Here is a 19912-nt window from a genome sequence, read left to right on the forward strand (position 1 = left end):
TATATGATTGATTTACACTTACATTCATATTATTCAGATGGAGTTTTTTCTCCAAAAGAAATTGCAATTAAGGCCAAGCAAAATGGCCTTTCTTTTGTTTGTCTGACAGACCATAACAGCATTGACGGGCTTGAAGAGTTTGCAGTGGCTTGCCATGCAAATAAGTTAAAATTCATTTCAGGAATAGAAATTTATAGTCATTACAAAGGCAAGCACATACATTTTTTAGGGTATAATTTTGATGTTCATAATAAGAAAATAAAATCAACTTTTAAAAACTTACAAAAAAAACATATTATTCAAATAAAAAAAACAATTAAAATTTTAAAAAACAATGGTTGGAAAATAAAAAACACAGATATATTAGATAATAAATCTGCTTATATTGGTTCTGTTCATCTGGCTGAAGCGCTCAAAAATAATCGAGATAATTGGGAAAGGATAAAACAGGATTTTGGCTGGACAAAAGGCATGATTATTCCCATTACTGAGATTATAAATAAATATTTATTTCAAGAATACGGCAGAATTTATAAAGAAGCTGAAATACCAGTTAGGCAGGCAATCAAGTTAATTAAAACTGCTGGCGGAACAATTGTTTTGGCACACCCAGGGCAACATTTTTTTTGGCATGAAGATGATATTGTTTTAGAGTTAAAAAGCATGGGACTTGATGGCATAGAGGCAATAAGCTCACATCATTCGTGGGCTGAAATGGAGCATTGGCAAAAATTTGCCAAGCAAAACAAATTAATTATTACAATTGGCAGTGATTTTCACGGACATGTTCCAAAAGAATGGGGGTTTGTTGTTAATAGTCCATGGGATTATTTTAAAATAACTAATCATCCAGATTTTACTAAAATATTTTAAGTGTTTTAGTTATAAAAGAGCCCTCTTTTTTGCTTAGGGCCCCTTTTTTTTTACTTAGAGGCCTTGCCCCTAAGTAGAGTCACTTAGAGGCCTTGCCCCTAAGTAGAGTGCTAATCAGTAATCAGTAATTATTTACTTAGAGGCCTTGCCCCTAAGTAGAGTGCTAATCAGTAATCAGTAATTAATATCTACTTAGAGGCCTTACCCCTAAGTAGAGTTACTTAGAGGCCTTGCCCCTAAGTAGAGTGCTAATCAGTAATCAGTAATTAATATGGGTATATATAGCCAAGCACTCGCCAGCTGTCAAGTTTGTATTTTCTATGAGTTACTTTCCAGGCGCCCTTAAAGTTCATTTCTGAAAAATAAACATATTTATCATCAAATGACTCAACATAAGCAACATGTCCATATATTCTGGCTGCCCAGCCAGATTCTTTTAATAAAATAATTGCTCCTTTTTTAGGAGTTGTCCCAATTTTAAATCCCTTACTCCTGGCATTCCCCATCCAACTTTTGGCATGTCCAACCCAAGTAGTACAAACTCCAAGTTCAGTTGCCCATTTATAAGCAGCCCATGAAGTGCATTGTCCTGGATAAAATCGATGGCATTTTCTCTTTGAGCTATAGGCCCAAGTCTTATAGCTTGACGGGGTCTCAACTAGTCGAACATCTTCTTGGGTTGCTCTTGGAACAATTTTGCGTGGTTTTGGCTTTGGTTTTGGCTTGATGGCATTTGGAATAAGTATTTCGTCATTTATAAATATATCTCCAGAGTCAGCTAAATTATTAAACTCAATTATGATTTGGGATGATGTTTTATATTTTTTAGCAATTGTGTCTATGGTATCACCATTTTTTACTTTATGTCTTAATCCATTTATAGGCAGAATCATTAATGTTTCGCCTGGTTTGATAAATCTAGCTGTATATAGGGTTAGATTATTTTCCCATAAAATTGAATCAACGCTGATGCCAAATTTTTCAGCAATGCTTATTATGGTATCGGCTGATTGAACAATATATTTTTCAACTTTAGTTCTAGTTAATGGTTGGGACATATCTAAGTCAACTTCAGTTGAGATTAGTGCAGAGTTATTAAGAGATAGGATTAACTCAGGTGAATTGTTTTTCTCTCTAATGGCGGCTATTTTAAAGTCGGGTTCTGTTCCTGCTTTCACTGGTAATTTAATTTCAGGCAATGTATTTTCAGTAATAATTTTTTGTTCTTTGTCTATAAAAGAAAAAAATAGACTATTGTTAAAAGAATTTTTATAAACTTCATTAACCTCTGAATAAGAAAACATTGAAAAAATAAAAATAATTCCAAGAATTAATATTTTCTTGGAAAAAATTGTGTTTATATTATGCCTTGTTAATGCTTGATGAATATAAACAAATGTCAAAACAACAGTATGTCCTATTCTTTTTAAGACATTGTCTTGATTAGATAGAAATTTGGTGCTATTATCTACAATGGTTTTTGTTTTCATAGCTAGTTCATATTATAAAACATATCTAATAATAATCAATATAAGTTATTAACATGTTATGCAGAGATATAATTTTGAAAAAATAGAGAAAAAATGGCAAGCGGTTTGGGATAAGTTAAATATTTATAAAGCAGAGGACTTTAATACAGATAAACCCAAACAATATATTTTAGTTGAGTTTCCATATACATCTGGAGATGGATTGCATGTTGGGCATGTACGAGGTTATACTGCTCTTGATATTTTAGCAAGAAAAAAACGAATGCAAGGAATTAATGTTTTATATCCAATGGGGTGGGATGCATTTGGTTTGCCAACCGAGAATTATGCTATTAAGTCAAAAATTCATCCCATGGAAATAACTGCTGCAAATGTAAAATTATTTAAAAGGCAACTAAAAAGCCTGGGCATGAGTTTTGATTGGTCAAGAGAAATCAATACCACTTCGCCAGCTTATTATAAGTGGACTCAATGGATATTTTCAAAATTGTTTATTAATAAATTGGCTTACCAAGATAAAATTCCAATTAATTGGTGTTCAAAATGTAAAATTGGGCTCGCTAATGAAGAGGTGATAGCTGGCAAATGTGAAAGATGTGGGTCCATCACAGTCAAGAAAGAAAAAAAACAATGGATGCTTAAAATAACAAAATACGCTGACAGATTAATTAAAGATTTAGATGGAGTTAATTATTTAGATAAAATAAAATCACAACAAATTAATTGGATAGGAAAAAGTAAAGGCACACAAGCAATATTTAAAATAGATAAACAAAACATAGACATAGAGGTTTTCACAACTAGAATAGATACTATTTTTGGGGTCACATCTCTTGTGTTGGCTCCAGAACATAAAATAATTGGAAAACTGAAATCTCAGATTAAAAATTGGGATCAAGTTGCAAACTATATTAAACAGGCAAGTAAAAAAAGTGACTTAGAACGGACAGACCTTAATAAAACTAAAACAGGAGTTATTTTAAAAGGAGTTTTTGCTATTAATCCAGTTAGTCAGAAAAAAGTACCAATTTGGATGGCTGATTATGTTATTTCCTCGTATGGTGGGGGAGCTGTGATGGTCGTCCCGGCTCATGATAAAAGAGATTATGTCTTTGCTAAAAAGCATAATATGGAAATCATAGAAGTTATTAAGGGGGGGGATGTTTTTAAACAAGCCTATACGGATTATGGAAATTTAATAAATTCAGGAGAGTTTGATAAGTTGACATCTGTTCAAGCAATTAAGCAAATCACCAAATGGTTGGCAAAAAATAAAAAAGGAGGACCAATTATTAACTACAAGCTAAGAGATTGGGTTTTTTCAAGACAACATTATTGGGGCGAGCCAATTCCAATTATCCATTGTGAAAAATGTAAAGCAGTTTTGGTTGATGAAAGAGATTTGCCAGTTATTTTGCCAAAAGTAAAAGAATACGAACCAACTGAAACAGGAGAATCTCCTTTGGCAAAAATTAAAGAATGGGTAAATGTTAAATGCCCTAAATGCAATGGGCCGGGCAAAAGAGAAACAGATACCATGCCAAATTGGGCTGGTTCAAGTTGGTATTTTTTAAGATATATTGACCCTAATAATGACAGTCAGTTAGCTGACTTTAAAAAGTTAAAATATTGGTTACCAGTTGATATTTATAATGGTGGCATGGAGCATACAACTTTACATTTGCTTTATTCTCGGTTTTGGCACAAATTTTTGTATGACATAGGCGTTGTTCCTTGCCAAGAGCCATATCAAGCCAGAATTTCACACGGAATGGTGTTAGGAGAAGGGGGAGTAAAAATGAGTAAAAGTTTAGGCAATGTAATTAATCCAGACAATATTATTAAAAATCATGGCGCTGACGCATTAAGAGTATATGAAATGTTCATGGGGCCATTTGACCAAGCAATTGCATGGGATTCAAAAACAATTGATGGCATTGATAGATTTTTAATGAAGATTATAAAGCTGACTCAATCAAATTTAGAAGATAGCCAAATAAACTCAGATGAGCAAGTGATTAAAAATTTAGAGCAAATAAAACATCAAACAATTAAAAAAGTGAGTCAAGATATTGAGGACCTTAAGTTTAATACAGCTATTGCTTGTTTAATGGAATATGTTAATAATCTTTTGGAATACAATAAACAAGACAATGTTTGTGGCTCAAAAGACATGATTGATTCTATTAAAATACTAATATTATTAATGTCTGTTTTTGCTCCGCATTTGTCAGAAGATTTATGGCATAAAATAAATTCTGATATTTCAGACATAGATAGCATTTTTCAAGAACAATGGCCGAAACATGATTTAGAATTAGTAAAATCAAAACAAATAGATTTGATTATTCAGATTAATGGCAAGTTCAGGCATATTATAAAAGTAGATGCTGGCTTATCAAAGCAAAAAGCAGGAAAATTAGCAAAGCAAGAAGCAAAAATTCAAAAATATTTAAAAAACAAGCAGGCAAGCAAAATAATATTTGTTCCAGATAAAATAATTAACTTTGTTTTGTAATTTTGCTGATTATTAATTATTATTTATCAACATGTCATTGTATAAACATACTAGAAATTTATTTTATACTAATAAATTTAAACCCTTGCGCAGGCGAGGGCAAAATTTTTTAATTAATGAAAAAATAGTAGTTAAAATTATAAAACAGGCAGACATAACATCCAAAGATATTGTTTTAGAAATCGGAGCCGGTACAGGCATTTTAACAAGCAAAATAGCAGACCATGCGAAAAAAGTTATGGCAGTAGAAATTGATAAAAACTTAATTCAGATTCTTGAATCAGAAATAAAAAATTACAACAATATAGAAGTTATTTCTAATAGTATTTTGGACGAGAAATGTTGGGAAGAGATAATTAAAAAACAAGGCAAACAATATAAAATTATAGCCAACTTGCCATATAATATTACTGGGTTTGTTTTAAAAAAAATATTACTAGAGCCAATCAAGCCAGAGATAATTATAGTAATGCTCCAAAAAGAGGTTGTAGAAAGAATAGTGGCCAATCCCCCCAAAATGTCGTTTTTATCTGTTTTTGTCCAGTTTTGGGCTGATGTTCAAATTATTGCGAATGTAGGTAGGAATAATTTTTATCCAAAACCAAGTATTGATTCAATTATAATCAAATTATGTCCTTATTGTGATAAACATTGGCAATTAAAAAGTACGCCAGTAGAATTTTTTAAGATAGTTAGAGCGGGATTCACTTCTCCTCGTAAATATTTACTTAACAATTTATTTAAATATGGTATTATAAGTAAAGAGCAAGGAGTAGATTTGTTTAAAAAAATTAAAATAAATCCAAAGATTAGAGCTCAAGAATTAGCAGTTTCTAAATGGATTGAATTAACCAATATATGTCTAAAAAAAACACAACTAAAAGACAGTTAATATTTTTAAGCATCTTAACAATGCTTTTTGTTTTATTGGCCTATGTTCAGATAAAGGGAACTATTTTTTCTCCGTCTACTTGGGTTGACCAATCAGAAGAAGCACAAGTAAAAAATATTAAAACACAAGCAATTATTAATCAAGATACTGACAGTGATGGCTTGCTTGACTTTGATGAACAATATACTTACAATACCTCAATTTATTTAGCAGACACTGATAGTGATGGAGTCACTGATAAAGATGAAATTGATATTGGTACAGACCCCTTGGACGCAATGTCGTTTTTAGGGGTAGTTAAAGAGAATCAAGATAAGAACGAAGAGGATACAATCATAGACATTTTGCCAACAGAACAAGATCAGTTAATTCAAAAAATTACAAATCAACAAATAAGAGAGTTTTTGATTGACTCAATTGGAATAAACAAGGATGTTGTGAAAATGTTTGATGACAAAACTTTAATAAACTTGTATAATGAAGCTAAACAAGAAACAGGTATTGATTTAGAAAACATAAATCAAGCCAAGCCATTTAGTCAAGGAGCTTCGGAACCTTCTGATTTAACTATTCCAGAACTTAGGCAAATTTTAATAAATCAAGGAGTTGATGAGCAGATGTTAAATAAATTAGATGACAATATTTTGGAGACAATGTTTTTACAAACTCTTTTGACCCCTTAATAATTTTTTAAATTATGAATTCTCAAATGAAAAAAATATTTTTAATAATATTAGTGATTGTTTTTTGTTTTACTTTGTTTGCACCAAGACAAGTATTGGCCTTAGGAGATGAATGGGCGACAATAGGGCATTTTTTTTCTAGTGTAGGAGAGTATGTTTGGAAGATTGGTGAAGCATTATGGGAAGAAAGTAAACATCAGTTTACGGCGGTTGTGTTTAAGCAAGGATTAAATCTTTATTTAGGCGAGATGGCTAGACAAAGCGCAGAATATGTTGCCACGGGAGGCAAGGGTCAAAAACCAGCCTTTATAAGCGACCCTACTTATTGGTCTAAGATGGGAGATAATTTATTAGGAACACTTGTTAATGAGGTGGCCCAAGAAGGGTTGGGAGTAAAAAGTTTATGCGACCCGATTGACCCTACTATTAGATTTAATATGCTGGTATCGGTTGATACAAAATACAAGGAACAGCAATTTAAGGAAAACGAAATGGACATCTGTCCATTAAGTAGAATTAACGAAAGAGTTAAAGAGGCCTCTAGTAAGAAGCTTTTTGAATTTTCAGCAGGTGTAAAAGAAGGAAAACCAAAAAAATTTAAAACCGATATAAAAGTTGCTATTGTTAATGACACAACCATAAACAAAGCAGATGGGAATTTTGTTTGTGATAAAAGAGGAAAACTTGTCTGGGGAATGTTAAAATGTGAATGTAAAGAAAATTGCACTTCATCAAATTGTGATAATACTTGTTTTTCTGTCGATGAGAGGAACAATTTTGGCAGATGGGTAAATGATGGGGCTCAAGATTTATTAAATATTATTGACAAATTAAGCAATATTCAAGATGAATTTGAAAAAATTATTAATGCTTATGAATGTGCTGTTCAAGACAAGGATGGCAATCCAGGTTGGTGCACTAAAAAACTTGAAGAAGTAGAACAAATAAGAAAAGATAAACAAGCAGAAAGAAACGAAAAATGTCCAAACCAAGATGACCCAGAATATTGCGATAAACTACAGGATGAAATAAATAATCTTGTTGAAAAATTTCTTTACATTGATAAATGGTCTAAAAACTATATTAGCATTGACAAATCTTTAAGAATTAAGAATGTAATAAAAGATTTAAAAAAATTAATTGATGAAACTCCTGATCCTACATCAGGACTAAAAAAAGGAGTTTGGGGACTAAAAAAAGAAAACAAGGGATGGGAAATAGATTCATCAAAAGATAATGAGAATTATCTTGGTTGGTGGACAACTTATCCAGCTAAATGTGCTAAAGAAAGTTCAGATGATTTTTATGCCTCAGAACATTGTCCTACTCTTTCTGCGTTAGCTTTTGGTAACGATTCAAACGAACATTATCAAGATGTAATTACTTATTCTAAAAGAATGAATACTTATGCTAAAAAAATAGCAGATTGGTATGCCACTTTAGAAGACATGATTACAGAGACACACAAGGCGCTTGAAGAAGAAGAAGACCTTCCAGAGACAGACCCATTAGACGAGGTTCGTAGAGTTACATCTTCAGAAGGAAGTGATATTGGGGCAACCATTAAAATGAAATCAGATTTTTTTGATAAACAAGCCAAAGCCATGGAAGAATCTAAGTTTTTTCAGAACTTGCAAGGCAGGATGAACGATGTTAGTACTAATATTTCTGGAATAACTAAAACACCATCAATATATATTGATGAATCAACCAGGACAGCTATTAAAGAAGGTTCGGCCACTTATAAACAATATACTGGAGCAGCTTTGGCAGATGCTTTCAATATTTTTTCTAGCACTTTAATGAAAAAACTGATGGAAAGAATTTTTGAAGAAGGGTTTAATCCAACTGTTGAAGCAGATAGAACCAAGCCATTTTTAGATAAAGGAGAAGATGAACCACCAGTTGTTCCAGACCTTGAAGATATTAGAGATGATTTTTCAGATCTAAAATCAGCTCCAATGCGCAAGGGTGGAAAAATGAGCATTTATGACGAATTTGCTGTTTGTTTGGATGATCCTTCGTATGAATTGCCAACTAATTGTTTGATTGATAGTAATATGATTGAGGCAATTGAAGGCAAAATGACTATTGGGGAGGCCTTGGATGAAAATTTGCTTAATCCTGGTGCTAGTGTTGGTAGTCCAGGAGATACTAGTAGTTTATTTAGTTATGCTAATCTTAAAAAATTAAGAAGATATAGAATTTTTCCTTTAGGCATGGAAATAGCGGCTGAAAAAATATATAATCAAACCATGGGTGACCAGGAATATAAATTAAGATCAATTGTTAATGGATTTAATGTAGAAAATTCTATTGGCACCTGTTCAACAATTGACTTAAATGGGAGTTTTGAAACAGGGGAAAGTGTGCCAGGTAATTGGTTTTTGAATGATAGTGACGGGACAGGAACAAGAGAAAGTGTAGATAATGAATATTATCACGGTTCTTTTTCTTATAAAATAAATTCAACACATACAGCAAATGCTTATTATGGAATCGGCCATGAGCCTTATGACATTGAGCCAAACACCCAGTACACTGTTTCGGTAATGGTAAAAGCAGAGGCAATAAATACGGGCAGTTTTAATCTTTCTCTCCATTGTCACTCTGATTCTGGCGGAAACTTTAATTATACGACTGATGCTGGTGACACAAGCATTTCTTCTGCTAGCTCATCATGGGAACAGCTTTATAGAACTTTTACAACTCACAATGATGCAACTGATTGCACCATGCTACTTATATTTAATAATGGTGGCACGGGCACTGTTTATGTTGACCAGGTAAATTTTGTAAAAGGCAATAATATTCCTAATGATTACTCATGGGAATCTGCCTCGCCTTTTTGTCATTTAGTTGACCCTGACTGGGTATTAAAGGCCTCTACTTATCAGTGTGATTTAATGGGCTATTCAGCTATTCCATTAAAAAATAGCAACCAAAGACAAGAAACTTGTGTTGACTTAAAGGATTGCATACACGAAGACCAGGATGGCAATTGTGATACTTGGGCATATTGTACTAGAGAGAAAAATGTTTGGCAGTTTAATGGAACTGCTTGTGACAAACAATATGCTTCTTGTGAAACATATGTTCGTTTGTCAGATAAAAAACAGGCCTTTTATGTTAGCAATACAATAGATTTTGAAACTTGTACGGAAAATGACAATGGTTGTAATTGGTATTGTTCTGTTTGGGACAATGATATTGGGTCTGATGGAAAATGGGCTTGCGTAGAGCCAGGTAGTTCATCTTATCCAGATGGCAAGAGTGATTATTCTCAATATGATGATGACAATGCAATATTTTTTAATTTAAAAGCAGAAGATTGTAAAATTGAAGAACAGGGTTGTAATGAATACATTAAATTAGGAGAAAATATAAATTTAATTCCAAATAGTGGGTTTGAACTTGACAAGAATGCTGATGATATTGCTGATGGATGGATAGAAAAGTGGGAAGGAGACGAAGTTCTTACTGAGGATGCAGCTTTTGATGGATTATTTGGTTATGAGTTTGTCCATTCTAATGGAGATGATATGGGGGATTATACAGGAGCATGGCAAAGAGTTTCTGTATTACCAGGGCAAAAATATACTATTTCTGCTAAAATAAAAATAATCACTCCTGTCACGGGGACTGGTTCGACTGCCACTGTTAATTATTATTGGGATGAAGACGGAGACAATTATGACATTGGCAATAAAGGAGAGACAATAATTATACTTGATTACCTTGATGAATGGCAAGAACATTCTCAAACAGTAGTTGCTCCTGATAACATGAATTATGTCTGGATTGCTCCTATTATGTATGGCAATGGCAAGGTTTATTTTGACAATATTCAACTAGAATATGGAGCATTGTCTTCGGCTTATAAAGAGTATGGTTCAGGAGTTAAGGAGTATTTTAAGACAATTCCCAAGCAAAGACAATGGGTAGAAGATGGTAATGGCAATTGGGATTGGGAATGGAAAACATGCAGTGTTTATGATGAGGCAGATAATTTGGATTGTGATGGCTATGCCCAGCAATGCGATGCCAAAGATATTGGTTGCGAGATTTACACTAATATAAGTAATAATGTTTCTTTCTCGGCCGTAAAAAGAGGAGAAGATGAATGTGCTCCTGAGTGTGTTGGGTATGAAACATTTAGGCAAATACCAACCAATTTTGATATTAATGTTGATTGGAAAAGCTTTATCCCATCAACGGCCCAGGGATGTTATGTGCCAGGGTGTGAAGAGTTTACTAATTTAGATACACTGAATCAGGGCGGAGAAGGGACGGAATATTATTCTTATTTAAGACAATGTGTAAAAACAGATGAACAAGCAAGGGCAATTATTGATAGTAATTCAGACGAGATAATGCCACCAGATTCTGATACTTGCGGGTATTTTTATACTTGGATTGGGTCTGAAACAAGTGGCTTTCAGTTAAAAAAATATTATCTAAAAATTGACACTGACAATGGTCCGGAAAAAGTTTCAACCTCTCCTCCAAGTTCTTGGGGAAATTGTTGGAACGAAGACCATGCAGCCACTAATCCTTATTGCAAGCAGTTTTATAATGAGGCAGGGCAAATTTATTATAGATTATATAAAAATACCATTACTTGTTCGGAAGAATGTTATCCATTCAGACGAAGTATTAATCAAGCCATTTACATGGCTATGCCGTCACAAGGAGAAATGTGTAGTTCTCAAAACAATGGTTGCAAGGAATACAAAGGGCCTTTAGCAGGTGATATTAATTCTGTTTTTTCAGATGATTTTACAGCTGGTACGGGGCAATGGACTACTGGTGACCTTTCTTCAGAAACAGATAATTTTTCCGGTTATTCTTTAAAAAATAATGGAGCCGGAGAACTAAAGCGTTCAGTGGCTGGCTTGACTCAAAAAGATAAAATTTATTTTGTATCTTTTTGGATTAAAACAGCATCAAGTGATCCCATAGAGGTTTATTTTACTTCAACTGATAGAATAGAGCAAAATATTAGTTTAGTTAATGAGTGGCAGAATATGAGGTTTGGGCCATTCTATTTTTCAACTACTCCATCTAATGATGAAAAACTTAATATTTTCGCAACTAGTGATTTTTATATTGACAATGTTATTTTAGAGCAAATCGATGATAATATTTATTTGATAAATGATTCATGGTCAACTCAGGGTTCTTGTGATATTGATTATCAGGGAAATTATAGCCAGGGATATATGATTGGTTGTGCTAAATATGTTGATACTAATAATGATGAGCATTATTTCAAACAATTTAGTAAAATGTGCCCTGAACAAGCAGTTGGTTGTGCGGGTTATATTAATACTCAAAATTATTCATATCCATTTGAATGGCAATTTAATCAAGCAGGAGCAGATAATGATGAAATAACAATTTTAGCAGACAAGACAGAGTATTATGTTGTTGAAAAAGAAAACTATTGTCATGAAAACAATAAAGGGTGTGAAAGATTAGGCCTGCCAGAAATCGAAGATGATGGGTCTATTAGTATGTGGTCAGATGTTTTTATTAAAAATAATCCTGATAACTATAAATCCAAGAGCATGGTTTTATGTGATGTTGACGGGGTTGGGTGTGAAGCATATTCTGATAATTATTATTTCAAAGACCCAATCAAGCAAGCAAAACTATGTGAATACAAAACCAAAACAATTAATGGAAATAATCAATCAGGCTGGTTTAAAAAAGACACAGACCAAGCTTGTTATTACGAAAATACGGGACCATACATAATAGATGACCTTACTTATGGCATTTATTTTCCAGGTCAAGAAAATTATGATAATTATGTTGGTATTTGTCCAAAGAAACAAGTTGGGTGTACTGAATTTGTTGACCCTGGTTGGGGTGGCGGAACAAAGAATTTAATAAATAATAGTGACTTTGCTAACGAAGATGTTGGATATGATGACGATAATCATCCAGATGGTTGGTTTGATAGTTTTAATAATAATCCAAGTTGGCAAGTTGAAGTTGTTGATCAAGTATCAACTGGTATTTGTGGGGTTGGTAGTAATGAAAACAATGTTTGTTATTCTAACACAGCTTGCGAATCTTGGACTTGTGATCTTTTTGGAACAGAGTGCTTTGGTACTGGGCCTTGCGAAGGTAGTAATTCATATTGCAGTCATGATAATAGTTTTTGTACTGATGATAGTGGCTGTAATACAACTACATCCACGGGAACTTGTACAAATGTCCTTGTTTGTGGAGGCAATGCTTCTTTTGAATGTAGCACTGGGGCAGATTGTTCTTCAGGTGATAATAGTTGTAATATACCAAGTGATACTCCAACAGAGTGGGCATGTGAATATGATAACAGTGCTTGTGACCCAAACAACAATCAATGCCCTACTGTTAATGATAGTTGTTATTATGATGATTGTTATTATACAGGTACAGCTTGTAATAGTAATTCTGATTGTGATGGTAATATTTCTCAGTCATGTGATGCTTCTACATTTGTCGCAACAGGTCATTGTAAATTTGCCGTAGAGGAAAGTTGTATTTCAGACGATGATTGTGTTGGGAAGGGTTCTCAAGAATGTGTTTTTGGAACTTGTTCACAGGGTTATAATAATTGTTATAACGATTCAGATAATTTTAGTTTTGTGCAATCATGTACCGGAGGAACAACTGGTTGTTATGGGGGAGATGCTTGTACATGTCCTGTTAATAGTGTTTGTATTCGAGATTTTGGCTCTTGTGATCCTTTTGGAACAGATACTTGTGCTACAGATGTACCATGTCAGAGAGTTGGCACTTGTAATACAAATTCAAACATAGAATGTTTTGAAGGCGGAGATAATAGATGTACTTATGATTACGGGAATGTTTGCGGGTTTGATGTTTGTATTTTAAATGGAGAATATAATGGCTATTGTGACACTTCATCACCATCACCTTGTGAATCCACTACTAATAATTTTTGTGATGCCCAGACGGGCACTTGTACTCAAGTACAAGATTCTTCTTGTAATTTTTCACATTCTGACAGCGTTTCAGTTGAATTGCCTTCGGGAATGATAAATGCATATCATGTTTATACTAATAGTCCTGTTTCTACTGAAGCCGGCTTCATAGGAGATATTGGTAGTCCGACTGGAGGAGAGTTTTCTTATAATGGTCCGGCCTTTTATAGTATTTATGCTTTTGTTAGGAAAGGCACGGTGAAGTTCGGTGATTTATCAAAACCAGACGAAGAAATAGTTTCCATAGATAGTACTGAAAGCAATGACCAATGGATTAAAAAAAGTGTTTTTGTGAGTTATCCGTCTTCTACACGCGTTTATTTTGAACCAGATGTAAATAATGAGGTAGATGCTTACGTCACTGGCTTGGTTTTGTCTCCTTCTTCTTTTGCAGAATATTATTACATTGATAATAATAAATTAGATAAAGCTACTTCTGTTTCATTAAAAAAAGGAAATATTCTCTTACAAAATTCAAGCGATATAAATATGGATGGGGAAATTAATTCATACTATAATTCTTTTGCAACTTATCAGAAGTCGTCAGAACAAACTCCTCCAGGAGCTTTGGTTGATGCGATTAGTTGTTCGCCAGAGCCAGTAATTGATTGTGAAGAAGAAATTAATCAGTCAACAGATTATTGCAAATATTGTTTGCCAAACAATCAGCTTGGAAATGATACCAATCTAATTTTAAAAGTTGATAGGGATAGAATTTGTGGAGAGTGGCTTACTTGTATTAGCTCTAATCAAGAATGGGATGCTAATTTAGGGGCATATAGGGATGTTTGTCAGTTCATGGGAAGATGCAATCAATTGATAAGCTCGGGAGAGGCAACAGAATGTGTCAGATTTGTAGAGCCAGAGGAAGTTGTTTTAACAGAGGATGTTTATAAAAATAGGGATATTTCTTTCTCGGGCATGGATTATTCAGGACATTCATTACATAATGTTTATCCCTTGGAAAAATTATTTCTCACGGGAACAGACACAGATGGTTATGAACTAACCCACAAAGACAAAGATGGTATAGAAGATGGTATAGATGGCAATGATTCAACTTTAGATAAAACATGCAGATTATTTCCTGAAAAGGACTCTCCTTTCAAAAATTGGGAAAAAGAGGACAAAAATGTCTTATATCAAGGAGTGAATTCATGTAACGATAATTCAAGTTCGGGAGATTATTCTGATTGTCAGTGTTCATATTTAAAAGTTAAATATGGTGGCATGAATCTTTATTATAATTACGCTGATTCAACTTTTGGCACTGCACCTTCAAAGGCCTGTATTAGCGGGAACAACAAGGGGGGAACATGCGCTAGTGATACTGATTGTGACAGCATTGCAGGGTCTTGTGTTAATAGAGGAGAGGGTCAAAAAGTGGTTGGATTAAGAGATTATTGTATTGAATTAGATGATACAAAGGAAGGTGCTGGAGATTTAGGGGCTTGTGTTACTTGGTGGCCTGGTGCTGGCATGGGTGACCCAGATGTTTTCAATCAGGTTTCTTCAGCCGGATATGAAGGAGAGACAGAATATTTTTGCATAGATGCTTCTGACAGATGGGAATATAGAGGCGAGATTTATGAAGAAACACGTTATGAAGATGGGTATGGTTGTGCTAATAATCCTAGACCTTCCTCTTCAAATTGTGACAGTAATTACACTCTTAGTGAAACAAAGGGAGAGAATTGGGATGATGACCAGTGGTGTGGTTGGCAAGGATCGCATAGTCAGTTTTGGAGATATGTGCATTGTACTAGGAATGGCAATGGTGATTCTGGTTGGTTTTCAGATAATAATGGTTCTGCTATAACATATCCTGTTCTTGATTATGGATCCACCCCTGTTCCTGAAGAAGTTGTAGAACATAGGTGTAACAAGATTATTGCTATCCCTGCTGGGAATGATGCTAAAGCTTTTACAAATGTTATTTATAATGAGTCAGCAGTGGGTGGTATTAATCATGGAGATGGTTGTGAGTTTTATGGCAACTTAGGATCCCTTGCCCTTGATTCACAAATAATTCTACCACATGCTGATTGGGCTGGAAATGATTGTAATATAAATATTTCTTACACAATTCCAGGAACATTGCTCGCTAGATATCCTATCACTTTGGCTGGCACAATTATTCATAATGGCACCAGTATTTTAAAGCAATTATTTGCTGTGTCAGGAAATGAATATCATTGGAATGGAAGTGCTTATATTGAACAAGCTGGTACATCATGGGATAATACAGAGACGGCAACAAATACAATCAATGCTCCCAAGGTTGCTTCCATGTCAGAAATAGAGGGAGAAATTACCATTGGTGATTCTAGTGATGCTGATGTTGCACGCACGGCAGCTTATCCGGCTACATTAAAGTTTTATGCTTGGGCCAATGAAAACCAAATGCCAGTCAGGGAAATCGAAATTGACTGGCTAGGCACAGGGTCTGAGATGGGGATTGAACAACATAATGTAACAGCTAAAAATCATAAAATTACTTGCGATAATACTAATTTCGGAGATTCATCAGATGGGTGTATTGACGAACCATATGTATTTAACCGTATTTATACTTGTGTTGGTTCTGGTAGTTTGGGGTGGAATTCTAGTTTTTGCGGGGGGCTGACTAATGCTTGTTGTTTCAAACCAAGGGTAAGGATAAAAGATAATTGGGGCTGGTGTACAAATGGAGTTTTTGATTGTTCAGACACACAAGGGTGGGTTGATTATAACGGAAAAATAGTAATATACGCTCAGTAAACAAGGGCAGGCCCCTTTTAAATGGGTCTGACCTTTTAGCATAATTCAAACCATTTTTAGTTAATTGTATTTGTGTTTATTTAATGTTAAATAGATTAAAAAAAATTAATTTTTCTCTTAAAAAATTAATACCAATAAACAGCATTGGTGTGAAAAGATTTTTATTATTATTTGTTTTTGTTGGTATTGCTATTTTTGTTCCTAAAATAGTATTTGCTTTTAGTATTATAGATAGCATAATTGCTCCTCCCTTAATGGCTTTGATTAATTTTTTGGGAAGATTAACTTCGTTTTTTATTTGGCTCTTAGTTCAAGTGGCTCAGTATAATGATTTTATAAATTCACCAGCCGTATCAAAAGGGTGGATTTTAATGAGAGACATATTTAATATGTTTTTTGTTATTATCTTGTTAGTAATTGCTTTTGCGACGGTTCTTAAAATAGAAACATATTCATACAAGCGATTAATGCCAGTATTTATTGTTTCAGCTGTTTTGATTAATTTTTCCAAGTTGATTTGCGGAGTGATAATTGATATTTCTCAGGTTTTAATGCTTACATTTATATCTGCTATTCAGTCAGCTGCTACAGCTGATTTTGTTGAAATTTTTGGGTTGACTAAAATGTTGGAATTAAGAGATAACATAGAATCAGGGGTGGTTATTTCGGGAGGAGAAATGTTTGGGGCTTTGCTTTTAGGACTTGTTATGGTTTTGGTTGCTCTTGGAGTTATAATGACAATGACACTTTTGTTAGTAGCCAGGATTGTTATGATTTGGTTTTATGTCCTGCTTTCGCCAATGGCTTTTATGGCAACTATTTTACCGGGGACAAAAAGCTATGCTAGTCAATGGTGGACTGATTTTATAAAACAAGTAATCATTGGCCCTGTTTTGGCTTTTTTTCTATGGATATCTTTTTCAGTTGTCTCGACAGGGGGGTCTTCTGGAATGATTGATTCATCTAGCGGGAATTCAGCTACCATAGGCGTAACCGGAGAGCCGAGTTTTATATTTAACTTTTTAATTGGCATTGCGATGTTGATCGGCTCTTTAATGATGGCTCAAAAAATGGGAGTAGCTGGTGGAAAAATGGTTGGGGGAGCAGTTAGCAAAATGAAAGGCATGGCCATTGGCAAAGCAAAAGGAGTAGCCAAGAGAGCAGCCAAGAGAGTAGGAGCCCCTTTAAAGAAAGTTGGCAAGGGCTTGGCAGGAGCAGCAGTTAAAGCACCTCTTAGGGGATTAAAGGCTGGAGTAAAATTTGGGGGCAAAAAATTACAAAAAACAGGAAAAGTCGGAGAATGGGTTGGTAAGGGAATTGAAAAGACAGCAACTCCGATTGAATCAATTAGACAACTAAAAGGTAGTGCAGTTCAAGGATTGCAAAAAAGAAAACAAAGTCGTTTAGAAAGACTTAGAAAAGGGAAAGGAACGATAATGGATAAAGCAGCCCAGGCATTAAGTGAAGAATATGATAAATCAGGAGGGAGAGACACAACAATTAACCAGGAAATTAGGAGGGATAAACTTGAAAAAAGACAAAAACAAGCTCAATCAAAACATGATGATGATGTAATTGTAGGAGCAGAAAACGACGAAGCATATGCTCTTGTGGCAGCAGAAAGAGGATTATTAAAAACAACCAAAGTTGAAAAATTACCGACTAAAGACAATAAAAGATTGGAAGAATTAAAACAAGGTGATGCCACAGACACTTTAACCACAGAGGAGCAAGAAGAGTTTGAAGAATTAACAACCAAGAATGAGGATTTAAAGAAAAAAGCTAAAACAACAACCAAGAACAATGAACGAGTTGAGCGCACGGTGGCTAATGCTAGAAACAAATTTGCATCAGATTCTATTATAGGGAAGTCCTTTGATGACCATTTAAAAAAGAAAGGTGATGCTAATTTAGCTTATAATACATTTTATAAAGATAATCCAGGGCAGTTAACTAAAGATATTAAATCAGGAGATTTTGGGGTAGCCCAATTAATGAAATTAGATAAAGATACAACAAAGGACCTTGGTTCAAGTGATGTGGGGCAGAATATTTTATCTGAAATAAAAACAGAGGATTTTAATAAATTTGCTAAATCTACGGACATAAAAGTTCAGGATAAATTTGAAGCACTTTTTGGAGACATAAAGCCGGAAAAAATTAAAGAAAAAGATAAACAAAAACTGATTGATGCTGGTAGGGCTGATTTAGCTTTTGTGGATGACCCAGAAACAGAAGAACAAAAAAGTAATAACAAAAACATGGTTAAAAAATTGGAAATGGAAGAGAATAGAGATGTTTTACTTAAACAGTCAGACATGGCTTTAAAGAATGATGTGGTGGCTGAGTTGGTCGTAAAGACAGCAAATCTAGAAGATATTCAAAAAATGTCACCGAAAAGAAAGGAAAATCTTTTGGAAGAAAAAATGCCTGCTATAATGAAGAATTATCAAAAAAAGGAAAGCGATCAAGGATTAGAAGACCCTGAAAAAGAAGATTATAAGAAGATTCAAACAACTTATATTAAAGCCAAGAAAGGAAAAGATATTAGCAAGGTCTTTGAAGACAAGGATGGCAAGTTTGATGAAAGCAAGTGTGCTAATCTTTCTAAATGGATAAAAAATGGTACAATTAAATCAGGTGATTTGGGAGATTTAGATATTGATAGGGAAAATATTAATGAAAAGCAAAAAGATGAAGTATTGAGTCAAATATCTCAAGGAATGACAGCTAGCGATGTTATGAAATTATATGGTAAAAATCAAGGATTGGCACAAAAATTAACCAATAAAATTCAAGCACAAGCTTCAACAGGAGATAAAGAAGCACTAGAAAAGATAGAAGTTCTCTCCAACTCAGAATTTTTTCAAAGACAAATATCTACAACAACTAAACAAAAAACAAAAGAAACAAAAATACAGGGCAAGAAAGTAGATAAATCAAGTGTCCGAAAGATTGAAACAATAACTACTCAAGAAATTGAAGAAAGAAAAGAAATGATAACCAAAAAATATAATAACCTTGAAGAACCAGTAGATGCTATAATGATAGTAGAAGACCATACTAAACAAGGTGGCGAATTAGCGAAAACAATTAGTTCTGCTTCTTTAGAATCATTTAAAAATTTACAAGCATCAAAGAATGCAGGGAAAGAAATGATTGCTAAAATGGACAAAAATGAATTAAATGAGTTTGCTCAGGAGCTAATCAAGCATAAAGGCGGACAAGAAAAACTGGCAAAGATTTTTAATTTAAGAGATATGTTCCCTGTCGGCCAAGACTTGTCTGAAAAAGGAAAGATGACAGTTAATAACAAAGAATATGATTTATCTAATTCAAGGGAAAGAGAAGAGGTTAATCAACTCAATGCTCAAAAAGCAGTTGATGTTATAAAACAAGCACCAACCATTGCTGTTAATTTAGCAGGAGTAGAAGGCGCAAAAGGATTAACAGATTTGCAAGGAGTGAGCAAAGAAATAGCAGAAGCGATAATACAAGCCATTGCCAACCAAGCAAACAAAGGGGATGACCAAGCTCAACAACTCATTCCCAACCTTAAAAATACTGCATGGATAAAAGAAATTTTAGAAAAACAAAAGAAAGAAGCAGGACCACTAGAAGAAGGGCAATCAGAGACAGAAGGGACAACAGAAGGGACAACAGAAACAGAATAATTAATAATTATTGATTGATATAAT

7 protein-coding genes are annotated in these 19912 nt (G+C 33.9%); 6 read left to right on the forward strand and 1 reads right to left on the reverse strand.

All coding sequences use genetic code 11. The features are described 5' to 3' along the window. The first annotated feature begins 3 nt into the window (after positions 1 to 3). The gene (locus ISS06_01290) at positions 4 to 873 is read left to right on the forward strand and encodes a PHP domain-containing protein (protein MBL7053823.1); all 870 of its coding nucleotides are present in this window, start codon (positions 4 to 6) and stop codon (positions 871 to 873) included. 266 nt (positions 874 to 1139) lie between these two features. On the opposite strand, the gene ISS06_01295 is transcribed toward ISS06_01290, so the two are convergent. Continuing rightward, positions 1140 to 2363 (reverse strand): LysM peptidoglycan-binding domain-containing protein, encoded by a 1224-nt coding sequence (locus tag ISS06_01295; GenBank protein ID MBL7053824.1) that lies wholly within the window; start codon positions 2361 to 2363, stop codon positions 1140 to 1142. Positions 2364 to 2421: 58 nt separating this feature from the next. Here ISS06_01295 and ISS06_01300 point away from each other — a divergent pair, with 58 nt between their 5' ends. The 5 genes from ISS06_01300 to ISS06_01320 all read left to right on the forward strand — a co-directional run bounded on the left by ISS06_01300 (position 2422) and on the right by ISS06_01320 (position 19888). Then, positions 2422 to 4881, forward strand: coding sequence for a leucine--tRNA ligase (locus ISS06_01300; GenBank protein ID MBL7053825.1), 2460 nt, complete (start codon positions 2422 to 2424; stop codon positions 4879 to 4881). Between the two features lie 31 nt (positions 4882 to 4912). Further along, the gene (rsmA, locus tag ISS06_01305) at positions 4913 to 5773 is read left to right on the forward strand and encodes a ribosomal RNA small subunit methyltransferase A (protein ID MBL7053826.1); all 861 of its coding nucleotides are present in this window, start codon (positions 4913 to 4915) and stop codon (positions 5771 to 5773) included. Beyond that, complete coding sequence (locus ISS06_01310) at positions 5740 to 6456, forward strand: hypothetical protein (protein MBL7053827.1); 717 nt, start codon at positions 5740 to 5742, stop codon at positions 6454 to 6456. Before rsmA ends, ISS06_01310 begins: the two co-directional genes overlap by 34 nt. Positions 6457 to 6470: 14 nt before the next feature. Further along, a complete protein-coding gene (locus ISS06_01315; GenBank protein MBL7053828.1) occupies positions 6471 to 16214 on the forward strand; it encodes a carbohydrate binding domain-containing protein in 9744 nt (3247 codons plus the stop codon). Between the two features lie 83 nt (positions 16215 to 16297). Then, a complete protein-coding gene (locus ISS06_01320) occupies positions 16298 to 19888 on the forward strand; it encodes an MFS transporter (GenBank protein MBL7053829.1) in 3591 nt (1196 codons plus the stop codon). The last annotated feature ends 24 nt before the right edge of the window (positions 19889 to 19912 follow it).

This window comes from Patescibacteria group bacterium (assembly GCA_016784145.1).
Lineage (GTDB): Bacteria > Patescibacteriota > Patescibacteriia > UBA2591 > UBA6264 > BS150m-G65.

What these genes read in the sequence shown, in the direction of transcription:
- ISS06_01290 (MBL7053823.1), top strand. Translation starts at nt 4, where the DNA reads ATGATTGATTTACACTTACATTCATATTATTCAGATGGAGTTTTTTCT.
- ISS06_01295 (MBL7053824.1), bottom strand. Translation starts at nt 2,363, where the DNA reads ATGAAAACAAAAACCATTGTAGATAATAGCACCAAATTTCTATCTAAT.
- ISS06_01300 (MBL7053825.1), top strand. Translation starts at nt 2,422, where the DNA reads ATGCAGAGATATAATTTTGAAAAAATAGAGAAAAAATGGCAAGCGGTT.
- rsmA (MBL7053826.1), top strand. Translation starts at nt 4,913, where the DNA reads ATGTCATTGTATAAACATACTAGAAATTTATTTTATACTAATAAATTT.
- ISS06_01310 (MBL7053827.1), top strand. Translation starts at nt 5,740, where the DNA reads ATGTCTAAAAAAAACACAACTAAAAGACAGTTAATATTTTTAAGCATC.
- ISS06_01315 (MBL7053828.1), top strand. Translation starts at nt 6,471, where the DNA reads ATGAATTCTCAAATGAAAAAAATATTTTTAATAATATTAGTGATTGTT.
- ISS06_01320 (MBL7053829.1), top strand. Translation starts at nt 16,298, where the DNA reads ATGTTAAATAGATTAAAAAAAATTAATTTTTCTCTTAAAAAATTAATA.